Here is a 12,255-nt window from a genome sequence, read left to right on the forward strand (position 1 = left end):
GCCTGGCAGATCGAGCGCCGCGCGGGCGGCGCTCGATCTGCCAGGCGCAGCAACTACAAAGGCGAGCACCAGCCAAACAACTCGCAAGCATTGCGGCTACTGGCCTGCGCCAGCGCCTCTACATCCACGCCCATCACCTGGGCCAGCGCCCCGGCAATGTCCGGCAGATGCTCCGGGCTGTTGCGTTGCCCCGGGTACATCACCGGCGCCATATCCGGCGCATCGGTCTCCAGCACCACACTCTCCAGTGGCAGGCGCGCCAGCGTCTTGCGCAGCCGCAGCGCCTGTGGCCAGGTGCCGGCACCGCCAAGCCCAAGCCGAAAGCCTAGCTTGATGTATTCGCGCGCCTCTTCGTAACTGCCGGCAAACGCATGAATCACGCCCGCCCGCACCGGCTTGTAGCGCTTGAGCGTGGCGATTACCTGGGCATGGCTGCGGCGTACGTGCAACAGCGCGGGCAGTTCGAAGCCGCAGGCCATTTGCAGTTGCGCTTCGAACAGGTCCTGTTGGCGTGTCTTGTCCAGGTCTTCGAGATAGTAGTCCAGGCCAAACTCTCCCACGGCGCACAGCCGTGGGTCGCCATGCAGGCGTTCTAGCCATTCGCGCAGTTGCGTCAGGTGCTCCGGGCGATGCTGGTCGAGGTACACCGGGTGCAGGCCGAGTGCTGCGAACAGGCGCTGATCGGTGCAGGCGAGGTCCCACACACGCTGGAAATTCGCCTGGTACACCCCCAGTACCACCATCCGTTCCACCCCGCGTGCCGCCGCGTTGGCCAGCAGGCGCGGGCGGTCGGCGTCGAAGTCGGGGAAGTCCAGGTGGGTGTGGGTGTCGATCAGGCGCATGTTCAGGCCACCGTGATGCGCTGCTTGAAGGTGCGGCCCACGGCATGCACGCCAGGTTCGTAGCGTTTTTCCTCGATTGCGGCCAGCGCCAGTTCCAGCGCGGTGGCGGCAATCAGGCCATGCTGCTGGGCCATGGCATTGACCGGCAGTGGCAGGAAGTCGAGCAGCTGGTTGTCACCAAAGGTGCCCAGCTGCAACTGGCGCGAGTCGGCAGGGCGCGCCTGCAGGGTGTCGAACACCCCTTGCAGCAACACGTACGAGGTGGTCACCAGGGCATCCGGCAGGCCGCCCAGGTCATGGATAAGCTGTTGCATAAGGCGCTGGCCGCACTCACGGCTGAACGCCTCGCCCTGGTAGCGACGGACATCACCGGTATAGCCTTGCAGGGCTTCGTCGAACCCGCCGGCACGCGCCTGGCTGACCGACAGCTCGGGGCGTGCGCCTATCAGGGCAATGCTGCGTGGGGCGGCGCTGAGCAGGCTGGTAGCCAATTGCCGGCTGGCATCGCGGTCATCGCTGATGACCGAGCAGAAGTGCGCAGGGTCCAGCCGGCGGTCGATGGCGATCACCGGCAGGCCTTTGTCCTGCATTTCGCGGTAGCTGTCGTCTTCCGGAGGCAGGCAGCTGGCAACGAACAGGGCATCGCAACGGCGCGCGCGGAACAGTTGCTGCAACTGGCGCTCGCTGTCGGGCTGGTCGTCGCTGCTGGCGATCAGCAACTGGTAGCCACGGGCGCGGGCGCCTTGCTCCAGCTGCTTGGCGATGCGGGCGTAGCTGGGGTTCTCCAGATCCGGGAGAATGAAGCCCAGGGTGCGGGTGTGTCGGCTGCGCAGGCCGGCGGCCTGCGGGTTGGGTGTGAAGCCGTGGGCTTCGACCACCGCGCGCACCCGTTCGACTGTGGCGTTGCTGATGCGCTGCTGTTCCGCCTTGCCGTTGATGACGTAGCTGGCCGTGGTTACGGACACACCGGCCAGACGGGCGATATCGCTGAGTTTCACCGAATTTTCCTTGTTATTTCCGGGGCTGGCTCTGAGGCCGGACCGGGTATTTTGACCCGGCTCTGGCGCCATGCGCAGACGACCATTGTCGCAATTGTCCGACAGGATGGGGCTTTTTACCGGGCAGATTATCGAGTAACGTGGCCGTCTGGTCAGATTAAACGTTTCAGCTGCCGAATTTTCTGCCTCGGCTGCCATCTGTGCAAGGCTGTTGAACTGGCCCTTCATGTGAATTTCACAACAATACTCCAGTACCCGACCGGGAACTGCAAAAGGAGAAGGTCATGCTCGAACTCGCCAAGGAGCAGATAGCCATGGGCCAGACGGCCGCCGACAAGGCCGCGGCGTTGCGCCTGCTGGCGGACCGGCTGGTTGCCGACGGCCTTGTCGCTCAGGGGTACCTGCAGGGGTTGCAGGACCGCGAGGCGCAAGGCTCCACCTTCCTTGGCCAGGGCATTGCCATCCCCCATGGCACCCCGCAAACCCGTGATCTGGTGTATGCCACCGGCGTGCGTCTGTTGCAGTTTCCCGAAGGCGTGGACTGGGGCGATGGGCAAATGGTCTATCTGGCCATCGGTATCGCCGCCCGTTCCGACGAACACCTGCGCTTGCTGCAACTGCTGACCCGCGCCCTGGGCGAGACCGACCTGGCCGAGGCGCTGCGCCGGGCCAGTTCCGCCGAAGCACTGCTCAAGCTGCTGCAAGGCGCGCCACAAGAGCTGGCGCTGGATGCGCAACTGGTCGGCCTGAACCTGCCGGCTGAAGACTTCGACGAACTGGCCTGGCGCGGTGCCCGCCTGTTGCAGCGCGCCGACTGCGTCGACAGCGGTTTTGCCGCTGTGCTGCAGCAGGCCGAGCCGCTGCCACTGGGCGAGGGCCTGTGGTGGCTGCACAGCGAGCGCCAGGTGCGCCAGCCGGGCCTGGCTTTTATTACCCCACAGCAGCCACTGCGTTACCGCGACCAGCCGCTCAATGGCCTGTTCTGCCTGGCCAGCCTTGGCGCGGCTCATCAGGCCCTGCTTGAACGCCTGTGTGAAGTGCTGATAGAAGGCCGCGGGCAGATGCTCTATCAGGCCACCAGCAGCCGTGCAGTGCTGGAAGTGCTGGGCGGCGAGGCGCCAGCAGACTGGCCGAGCGCGCGCATTGTGCTGGCCAACCCGCATGGCTTGCATGCCCGCCCGGCCAAGGTGCTGGCGCAACTGGCGAAAGGTTTTGAAGGGGAAATCCGTATACGTTTGGTCGACAGCGCGCAGCCAGCGGTGTCGGTGAAGAGCCTGAGCAAGCTGCTCAGCCTCGGTGCCCGTCGTGGCCAGGCCCTGGAACTGGTGGCCGAGCCGGGTATCGCCGCCGATGCCTTACCGGTGCTGCTGGCTGCTATCGAACAAGGCCTGGGTGAAGAGGTGGAGCCGCTGCCGCAAAGTGCGGAGCCCGTTGCCAGTGTTGCCGCCCAGGTGCTGCAAGCCCCCGCGGCCGGCAGCCGGGTTCAGGGCGTGGGCGCTGCCCCTGGCATTGCCAGTGGCCCTGCCCATGTGTGTGTCGAGCGTGAGTTCGACTACCCCCTGCGCGGCGAGTCCTGTGCCCAGGAACGGCAAAAGCTGCGCCAGGCCCTGGCAACGGTGCACAGTGAGCTGCAGGCCTTGGTCCAGCGCAGCGACAAGGCCATTGGCGAGATTTTCGTCACTCACCAGGAAATGCTCGCCGACCCGGCCTTGACCGACGATGCCGAGCAGCGCCTTGCTCAGGGGGAAAGCGCTGCGGCGGCGTGGATGGCAGTGATCGATGCCGCGGCCCGCCAGCAGGAGGCGTTGCACGATGCCCTGCTGGCCGAGCGCGCCGCCGATTTACGCGACATCGGCCGCCGCGTGCTGGCGCAATTGTGCGGTGTGCACGCCCAGGCTGAGCCCGAGCAACCGTACGTACTGGTGATGACCGAAGTTGGCCCTTCCGACGTCGCCCGGCTGGACCCAAACCGGGTCGCCGGTATTGTCACTGCACAGGGTGGTGCCACCGCCCACAGTGCCATTGTCGCCCGTGCCTTGGGCATCCCGGCTGTGGTCGGCGCGGGTGCGGCGATCCTGTTGCTGGAAGCTGGCACACCATTGCTGCTGGATGGCCAGCGCGGCGTGGTCAGCGTGGCACCGCCGGAGGATGAATTGCAACGCGCGCTGGCCGAGCGTGATGCACGCGAACAGCGTTTGCAGGCCGCTTGGGCCAACCGTTTTGAACCCGCTGTCACCCGCGATGGCCACGCCGTGGAAGTGTTCGCCAACATCGGTGAGGGCAGCGGCATCGCCAAGGTGGTGGAGCAGGGCGCCGAAGGTGTGGGCTTGCTGCGCACCGAACTGATTTTCATGGCCCACACCCAGGCCCCCGACGTTGCCACCCAGGAGGCCGAGTACCGTCGTGTGCTCGATGGCCTGGACGGCCGGCCGCTGGTGGTGCGTACCCTTGATGTCGGCGGCGACAAGCCGCTGCCGTACTGGCCGATCACCGCCGAGGAAAACCCCTTCCTCGGCGTGCGCGGCATACGCCTGACCTTGCAACGCCCGCACGTGATGGAAGACCAGCTGCGCGCCTTGCTGCGGGCCGCCGACCAGCGCCCGCTGCGCATCATGTTCCCGATGGTGGGCCAGGTGCATGAGTGGCGCGAGGCGCGGGCCATGGTCGAGCGCCTGCGTGCAGAAATCCCGGTGGCCGACCTGCAACTGGGCATCATGGTGGAGGTGCCTTCGGCGGCCCTGCTGGCCGCGCAACTGGCGCGCGAAGTGGACTTCTTCAGTATCGGCACCAACGACCTGACCCAGTACACCCTGGCCATCGACCGTGGTCACCCCAGCCTTTCGGCCCAGGCCGACGGCCTGCACCCGGCGGTTCTGAGCCTGATCGACATGACCGTGCGCGCCGCCCATGCCCACGGCAAATGGGTGGGCGTGTGCGGCGAGCTGGCGGCCGACCCCCAGGCGGTGCCTGTGCTGCTGGGGCTGGACGTGGACGAACTCAGCGTGTCCGCGCGCAGCATCGCCGAAGTCAAGGCCCTGGTTCGCCAGGCTGATCATCAGACGGCCCGCGCCTTGGCGCGTGAGGCCCTGCAACAAGACAGCGCCGCAGCGGTTCGCGCGCTGGTGGAGCGTTACTGAATGGCCAAGATCCTCACCCTCACCCTGAACCCGGCGCTGGATATCACCATCGGCCTCGATACCCTGCGCCCGGGGCAGGTCAACCGAAGCCAGGCCCAACAGAGCCACGCGGCGGGTAAAGGGCTGAACGTTGCCCAGGTACTGGCCGACCTGGGGCACAGCGTGACCGTTGGCGGTTTCCTCGGGCGCGATAACCTGCAGCCGTTCGAGGCGCTGATCGACTGGCGCGGCTTTACCGATTGCTTTGTTCGCGTGCCGGGCGAAACCCGCAGCAACATCAAGCTGGTTGAGGCCGATGGCCGCGTCACGGACATCAACGGCCAAGGCCCGGAGGTCGACGAGGCGGCATGCAGTGCCTTGCTGCACCGCCTGCAGCAGGTCGCCCCGGGGCACGATGCCGTGGTGGTGGCGGGCAGCCTGCCGCGAGGGATCAGCGCCGACTGGTTCCGCCAGTTACTGGACCGGTTGAAGGCCCTTGGCCTCAAGGTGGCGCTGGACAGCAGCGGCGAAGCCTTGCGCGCCGGCCTGCAAAGCGCGCCCTGGTTGGTCAAACCCAATACTGAAGAGCTCGGCGAAGTGCTTGGCCAGGCTGTGGATAACCCAGCGCAGCAACGTGCTGGCGCCGAGCAGTTGCTGAGCCGTGGCGTTGAACATGTGGTGGTGTCTGCCGGCGAACAGGGCGTCAGCTGGTTCGCCCGCGACCTGGCCCTGCATGCCTGCCCGCCCAAGGTAAGGGTTGCCAGCACGGTAGGGGCGGGGGATTCGCTGGTGGCCGGCATGGTCCATGGCCTGCTGCAGGGCGAGGCCCCTGCGCACACGCTGGCCCGCGCCACGGCGATTGCCGCCCAGGCCGTCACCCAGGTTGGCTTCGGCATCCGTGACCGTGATCAGCTGGCGCGACTGGAAGCCGCAGTGCAACTGACAGAACAACAAGAGGGTTGCCGATGAACATTGCCATTGTCACCGCCTGCCCCAACGGCCAGGTGTCGAGTGTGCTGAGCGCGCGCTTGCTGTCTGCCGCTGCCCAGCGGCGCGGCTGGAGCACCAGTGTGGAAGTGCAGGATGCCGGGCACCCCGAGCGGCAACTGAGCACCGTGCAGATTGCCGAGGCCGACTGGGTGCTGGTGATCAGCACCGGCCCGGTGGACCTGGCCCGCTTCGTCGGCAAGCGTGTGTACCAGAGCACGCCATCCCGGGCCCTGGCCGACCGCGAGGGCTTTCTCGATGAAGCGGCGGCCAACGCCCAACTACTGCTAGCTGCAGCAGACGCGCCGGCCGAGGTTGCCAGCGCTGGCACACGCATCGTCGCAATCACGGCCTGCCCGACGGGCGTCGCGCACACGTTCATGGCGGCGGAGGCCTTGCAGCAAGCCGCGCAACAAATGGGCTATCAGCTCACAGTCGAAACCCAGGGCTCGGTCGGTGCGCGTAACCCCTTGTCTGCCGAGGCCATCGCTGAAGCGGATGTAGTGTTGCTGGCTGCTGACATCGAAGTGCCTACCGCGCGGTTTGCCGGCAAGCGTATCTACCGGTGCGGCACCGGCATTGCGCTCAAGCAGGCACGCGCCACCCTGGACAAGGCGCTGGCCGACGCCAAGGTGGAAACCAGCGCCGATGCCGCAGCGGCTGCCACGACGGCGAAGGGTGAGAAGACGGGTGTGTACAAGCACCTGCTCACCGGCGTGTCGTTCATGCTGCCCATGGTGGTGGCGGGCGGCCTGTTGATTGCGCTGTCGTTCGTGTTCGGCATCGAGGCCTACAAACAGCCGGGCACCTTGCCGGCTGCGTTGATGCAAATCGGCGGGGAGGCCGCGTTCAAGCTGATGGTGCCGCTGCTGGCGGGCTATATCGCCTGGTCCATCGCCGACCGCCCGGGGCTTGCGCCGGGCATGATCGGTGGCCTGCTGGCCAGCACCTTGGGTGCCGGCTTCATCGGTGGCATCGTCGCCGGCTTCATTGCCGGTTACAGCGCCAAGGCCATTGCCCGCTGGGCCCGCTTGCCCAGTAGCCTGGAGGCGCTCAAACCGATCTTGATCATTCCGCTGCTGGCCAGCCTGGTCACCGGCCTGGTGATGATCTACGTGGTCGGCCAACCGGTGGCGGCCATGCTCGAAGGCCTCACGCACTTCCTCGACAGCATGGGCACCACCAATGCCATTCTGCTGGGGCTGTTGCTGGGCGGCATGATGTGTGTCGACCTGGGTGGGCCGATCAACAAGGCCGCTTATGCCTTCTCGGTGGGGTTGCTGGCGTCGTCGAGCTACGCACCGATGGCGGCGACCATGGCCGCCGGCATGGTGCCGCCGATCGGCCTGGGCATCGCCACATTCCTGGCCCGGCGCAAGTTCGCCCAGAGCGAGCGCGAGGCGGGCAAGGCCGCGTTGGCGCTGGGGCTGTGCTTCATTTCCGAAGGGGCGATCCCGTTCGCTGCCAAGGACCCGCTGCGGGTGATCCCGGCCAGTATCGCCGGTGGTGCGCTGACGGGGGCATTGTCGATGTACTTCGGTTGCAAGCTGATGGCGCCGCATGGCGGCTTGTTCGTGCTGCTTATCCCCAATGCGATCAACCATGCCTTGCTGTATTTGCTGGCTATTGTCGCGGGTAGCCTGCTGACGGCGGTGGTGTATGCGGTGATCAAGAAGAGCGAGCAGGTAGAGCTGGCCGTAGCGTCAGTGAAAGGCTAGAACCATTGGTTGGCCCTGCCGGCCCTATCGCCGGCAAGCCAGCTCCCACAGGACGGCGCTGAGCTCAGGATCTACACTAACCCTGTGGGAGCTGGCTTGCCGGCGATAGGGCCGGAGCAGGTCAGCGCCCATGCTTCTTGCGCAACGGTACCAGCAGATCCCCCAGCCCGTTGTGGTCGATTTCATGCATCAACGCCAGCAACCCACCCAGTTCCCCCGTGGGGAAGCCCTTGCGCGCAAACCACGCCAGGTAGTCCCCCGGCAGGTCGGCAATGATGCGCCCCTGGTACTTGCCGAACGGCATGCTGCGGGTCACCAGCAATTCGAGCATTTCCGGCTTCATCTTCGGCGCACCTTGAGTAGAAAGCGCCGACCATACTGCAATCTGCACGAAGGCCCAAGCGGCGATCATGCAGAACGCCGGTATCAGCCATTCTTTTTATTTCGACAACTAATTGAAAATTAAGGAATTTATTTTTTTAGAGAGCATGGCACGAACGCTGCACCTCTGTAGATGACTATCACCTGCCAAGGAGTTCGACCATGAGCAACCCCAACAAAGACGTGATTGACGTACTCAACGATCTGATCGAATACAGCAAGGATGGCGAGAAAGGGTTCAAAGCCTCGGCCGATGACGTGAAGAATCCAGAGCTGAAAGCGTTCTTCGTTCAGCGTGCGGGTGAATGCGCCAACGCCGCTGGCGAACTGCAAAGCGAAGTGCGTCGTCTGGGCGGCGACCCGGAAACCTCCACCAGCATCAGCGGCGACTTGCATCGTGGGTGGGTCAACCTGAAGTCGATGGTTACCGGCAAGGATGAAGAAGCGGTGCTCAATGAAGTTGAGCGCGGCGAGGACCACGCCCTCAAGGCCTACAAGGAAGCCCGCGAGAAGCTGGTAAAACTGGGCCGCAGCGCCAGTGACATGACCTATGGCCTGGTGGAAAAACAGCTGCAAGGCGTGCAGCGCAACCATGACCAGGTCAAGGCACTGCGCAACGCCGCCCGCGCCCGCTCCTAAGCGTCGGGCCCCTCTATCCGGTTGCGGCCCTTGGCCTTGGCCCGGTAGAGCGCTTCGTCCGCAGCCCCCAGCACACTGCTCAGGTCGTGCTGGGGGCCGGACAGGCCTATGCCGATGCTCACCGTCACCGAGTGGGCGTCATCGGCAAAAGGTGCCAGCGCTTCCACACTGGTTCGAATGCGCTCGGCCAGCAGCCGCGCCCCGGCTAGGTCGGTTTCCGGCAGTACTACCTGAAACTCCTCCCCCCCATAACGAGCGGCCAGATCCGCAGGACGGCGGATGCTCGCCTCGATGGTTTTGGCCACCTCCCGCAACGCGTGGTCACCACCGGCATGGCCGTGTCGTTGGTTGAATGCCTTGAAGTGGTCCACATCCACCATCAGCACGGCCAATGGCTTGCGATTGCGCTGCGCACGCGCCCACTCCTGGCGCAGCACCTGGTCCAGACGACGGCGGTTGGCCAGGCCGGTCAGGCTGTCGGTGGCGGCTAACGTCGCCAGGCCCTGTTCGGCCTCCTGGCGGCGGCGCAGTTCGCGGCCGAGCAGCAGGGTCAACCAGAGAATGCCCACGCACAGCACACCTGTGGCGACGCTCACCAGAATCGCGGTGCGGCGCCAGGACTGGAACACCTCGTCGGCCGAGTGCACCACCAGCACGATCAGCGGCAACTGCGCGACCCGGGCGAAGGTGTACATGCGCGGGTTGCCGTCGCTGCCAGACCGGGCTGTGAAGTTACCGCTCTGTTCGCTGAGGATGCGCTTGAAGTTGAGCCGCTCGGCATAGTTGGTGCCGATCAGCGGGTCTTGCGGGCGTGAGGGCTGGCGGGCGAGGAGCTGCCCGTCGGTATTGAACAGGTTGATGCTGCTGTCGTCACCGATGTCCAGGCGCTGGAACAGCTCACTGAAGTACGACAGGCGCAATGCGCCTGCTGCCAGCCCGGCAAACTCGCCATCGGGGCCGGGGATGCGCCGGCTGAAGCTGATACACCAGTCCAGGTCGCCGAGCTTGGCCTTGAATGGCGGGCCTACCAGCAAGCCCAGATTGGCGTTGGCCTGGTGTGCCTTGAACACACCGGTTTCGCCAAAGTTGGCCTTGCGCGGCACACTGCTGGTGGAATCGCCCACCACATTGCCTTGCTTGTCCAGCCATAGCACGTCACCGCGTTTGCGGTCGACGAAGGCTTCATTGAACAGCAGGCGCTGGCGCAGCGGGCCGGGTATTTCTGGCAGCTCCTTGCGCCCCACGGCCCAGATCAGGCCCTGCAGTGACTGGTCGTAGAGTTCGGCGTTGCGCAGGATGTCGCTTTCGATCAGCTGGACGATGTTGTTGGACGAGCGAATGGCCGACAGCTCGACGCTGTCCCGTTCACGTGCCAGCAGGAAGCTGACGATGGCCACGATGGCGAGCACGGCAAGGCAACTGCCCAGGTTGAGGGTCAGCTCGGGGTGCGACCTGTGAAATGCGAAGCGCGGTAATCGGGTGGGCATGCTCGCTACTGCGTGGGCAGGGCCATTCGCGGCGGCGACATTCTAGGGAAGCAGTGATTGTCGGACAAGATTTGTCCGACGGAATTACGTCTGGGGCTGCTGCGCAGCCCTTCGCCGGCAAGCCAGCTCCCACAGGTACAGCATCAGGCTTAGAGCTGGCTTGCCGGCGATCGAGGGCGGAGCCCTCGCTAGCGGTCCTGGATCAGAACACGTTCAGCGGGTAGTCCACGATCACGCGCACTTCGTCGTTGTCGCTGTTGCTGTCGATCGACGCATAACCCTGGCTGCCACGGTGGGTGGCGTAGCGCACCAGTACCGACAGGTCCTTCAGGTCACCCTCCTGGAACACGTACTTCACGTCCAGGTCACGTTCCCAGTGCATGGCGTTCTTGCCATCTTCACGGTAGTAGTCGTAGTGGCTGGTGTCCTGCGTGGCTTTGGTCAGGTCGGCTTCACCGCGCGAGTACGACAGCGAGGTGGTCAGGCCAGGCACGCCGACACCGGCGAAGTCATAGTCGTACTGCAGCTTCCACGAGCGCTCGTTCGGCGCGTTGAAGTCCGAGTACATGCGCGAGTTGTCCAGGTACACGCTGTCGCCCAGGTTGATGTAGTCGAATGGCGTGTTGCCATTGACCCGCTGGTAGGCGGCGGTGACGCTATGGAAGCCTGCGTTGACGGTGAAGTGCACGCTGTAGGTGTTGTTGTCGATCTTGCCCAGCAGGGCCTGGCCGGTGTCCTGGGTGTGGTAGAAGTGCACGCCCGGGTTCAGGCTCACCAGGTCGTTGACCACGTAGGTGTAGTCGAAGTCAGCGTAGTACTGGTTCCAGATGTCCTTCAGCTCGGCGGCGTACAGGTTGGTGGTGATGTTCTCGGTACCGCTCCACGACGCGCCGGCCCAGTTAAGGTGCTTGCTCTTGTCGTGCTCGTCCAGCGACCCATAGTAGGTGTCGATGCGGCGGTGGCCGCTCTGGTTGTACGGGTGGGTGAAGCTCACCTGGCCGCCTTCGAGCAGCAGGCCGTCGATGCTGGTGTTGGTCAGGCTCACACCACGGAAGGTCTGCGGCAGCATGCGGGTTTCGCCGCCAGCGATCACCGGGTTGGTGAGGAACAGGTCACCGGCTTTCAGCTCGGTGTCGAACGCCTTGAGCTTGATCGCAGCGCCGGCAGTGGAGAACGAATGCGGGGCAGCGCCCAGCTCACCGTCGTCCTTGATGTGCTCGGGCAGGATGCTGGTGCCGGCATGGCCGCCACCGCCGTCCAGCTTGAGGCCCAGCATGGCATGTGCATCCAGGCCAAAGCCGATCACGCCTGGGGTATAGCCCGACTCGAAGCGCGCAACCGCGCCCTGGCCCCACTCGCGGGTGTCACGCACGCCAGCGTTGTGGTTGTCGCGGTTGAAGTAGGCATTACGGAAATGCAGGTTGAAGGACGAGCCTTCGATGAAGCCATCAGCCTTGTCTTCATCTGCCTGGGCGGCGAAAGGGATCGTTGCAGTCAACGCAATGAACAGCGGGGTAAAACGGAACGCGGAAGGCACCGGTACTAGCTCCTTTGGTCTGACGGTGGGGCAGTTTTTATTTTTGAATGTGCGTCTTTTTTATAGGTAGACGTTACAGCGTGGCTGAGAGTTAAAGCACATAAAAAAAGCCGCTGATCGGCAGCGGCTTTAAAAGGCTAACATATCGGCACCGGTGGTGCCCAATGCGTAGCCAAGGGAAATCGGGAGCAGTGACAGCGCTTGATCAGCTGTCGGCGTTGGCATCGAAAGAAACTTTGGAAGCTGTCTGTTTTGCGTCTTTGGCGGCGTCAGCCTTGTTTGCAGCTACCGCCTCGCGGGCGTCTTGATGGACGGCGGCGAGCTCTGCATTACGGGTGACGAAAGCGCTGGATTCTTCGGCCATGGCCAGGGGCGACAACAACAGGGAAGACAGGACGAAGACGCTGGCAATACCCATACTGTTGGACATTTGAAACTACCTTCTTGCGGGGCAAGTGCTAATGAGGACAGGGGTAAAGTTAGCCCTTTCAATGCACTTGAAACAGAGCGAAGTGCGATAAGCACTGTTGCGCAAAAGGTAACGATCGAA

General features: G+C 64.4%; 10 protein-coding genes. 4 read left to right on the forward strand and 6 right to left on the reverse strand.

All coding sequences use genetic code 11. The annotated features are described in order from the left end of the window. Window positions 1-53: 53 nt before the first annotated feature. Both E8E78_RS10915 and cra read right to left on the reverse strand, forming a co-directional pair. Window positions 54-842 carry a TatD family hydrolase gene (locus tag E8E78_RS10915; protein WP_280313627.1) on the reverse strand — a complete coding sequence of 263 codons (789 nt, stop codon included), beginning with the start codon at window positions 840-842 and terminating at the stop codon, window positions 54-56. 2 nt (window positions 843-844) lie between these two features. Then, window positions 845-1,840 (reverse strand): catabolite repressor/activator, encoded by a 996-nt coding sequence (cra, locus tag E8E78_RS10920; RefSeq protein WP_049277246.1) that lies wholly within the window; start codon window positions 1,838-1,840, stop codon window positions 845-847. A 284-nt stretch (window positions 1,841-2,124) separates the two neighbouring features. Here cra and ptsP point away from each other — a divergent pair, with 284 nt between their 5' ends. Genes ptsP through E8E78_RS10935 form a run of 3 tightly spaced genes read left to right on the forward strand, consistent with a single transcriptional unit; the run spans window position 2,125 to window position 7,661 of the window. Beyond that, the gene (gene ptsP / locus E8E78_RS10925; RefSeq protein WP_280313626.1) at window positions 2,125-4,977 is read left to right on the forward strand and encodes a phosphoenolpyruvate--protein phosphotransferase; all 2,853 of its coding nucleotides are present in this window, start codon (window positions 2,125-2,127) and stop codon (window positions 4,975-4,977) included. Continuing rightward, window positions 4,978-5,925 carry a 1-phosphofructokinase gene (gene pfkB / locus E8E78_RS10930; protein WP_096425596.1) on the forward strand — a complete coding sequence of 316 codons (948 nt, stop codon included), beginning with the start codon at window positions 4,978-4,980 and terminating at the stop codon, window positions 5,923-5,925. After that, on the forward strand, window positions 5,922-7,661 hold the full coding sequence (locus E8E78_RS10935; protein ID WP_049277252.1) for a PTS fructose-like transporter subunit IIB: 1,740 nt from the start codon (window positions 5,922-5,924) through the stop codon (window positions 7,659-7,661). The genes pfkB and E8E78_RS10935 overlap by 4 nt, the downstream gene beginning before the upstream one ends. A gap of 121 nt (window positions 7,662-7,782) precedes the next feature. Here E8E78_RS10935 and E8E78_RS10940 read toward each other — a convergent pair whose 3' ends face one another. Beyond that, window positions 7,783-8,004 (reverse strand): DUF3820 family protein, encoded by a 222-nt coding sequence (locus E8E78_RS10940; RefSeq protein ID WP_049277254.1) that lies wholly within the window; start codon window positions 8,002-8,004, stop codon window positions 7,783-7,785. A gap of 200 nt (window positions 8,005-8,204) precedes the next feature. Here E8E78_RS10940 and E8E78_RS10945 point away from each other — a divergent pair, with 200 nt between their 5' ends. Further along, on the forward strand, window positions 8,205-8,681 hold the full coding sequence (locus tag E8E78_RS10945) for a PA2169 family four-helix-bundle protein (protein ID WP_016501447.1): 477 nt from the start codon (window positions 8,205-8,207) through the stop codon (window positions 8,679-8,681). Here the strand turns inward: E8E78_RS10945 and E8E78_RS10950 are convergent. From E8E78_RS10950 to E8E78_RS10960, 3 genes are all read right to left on the reverse strand, one after another. Beyond that, on the reverse strand, window positions 8,678-10,168 hold the full coding sequence (locus tag E8E78_RS10950) for a sensor domain-containing diguanylate cyclase (RefSeq protein WP_280313625.1): 1,491 nt from the start codon (window positions 10,166-10,168) through the stop codon (window positions 8,678-8,680). The genes E8E78_RS10945 and E8E78_RS10950 overlap by 4 nt on opposite strands. A gap of 202 nt (window positions 10,169-10,370) precedes the next feature. Beyond that, window positions 10,371-11,705: an OprD family porin gene (locus E8E78_RS10955; protein ID WP_016501445.1), complete on the reverse strand. Its 1,335-nt coding sequence runs from the start codon at window positions 11,703-11,705 to the stop codon at window positions 10,371-10,373. Window positions 11,706-11,910: 205 nt separating this feature from the next. Continuing rightward, window positions 11,911-12,135 carry a hypothetical protein gene (locus tag E8E78_RS10960; protein WP_061202969.1) on the reverse strand — a complete coding sequence of 75 codons (225 nt, stop codon included), beginning with the start codon at window positions 12,133-12,135 and terminating at the stop codon, window positions 11,911-11,913. Between the last annotated feature and the right edge of the window lie 120 nt (window positions 12,136-12,255).

It is taken from the genome of Pseudomonas sp. BN505, from assembly GCF_029873175.1.
GTDB classification, from domain to species: Bacteria; Pseudomonadota; Gammaproteobacteria; order Pseudomonadales; family Pseudomonadaceae; genus Aquipseudomonas; species Aquipseudomonas putida.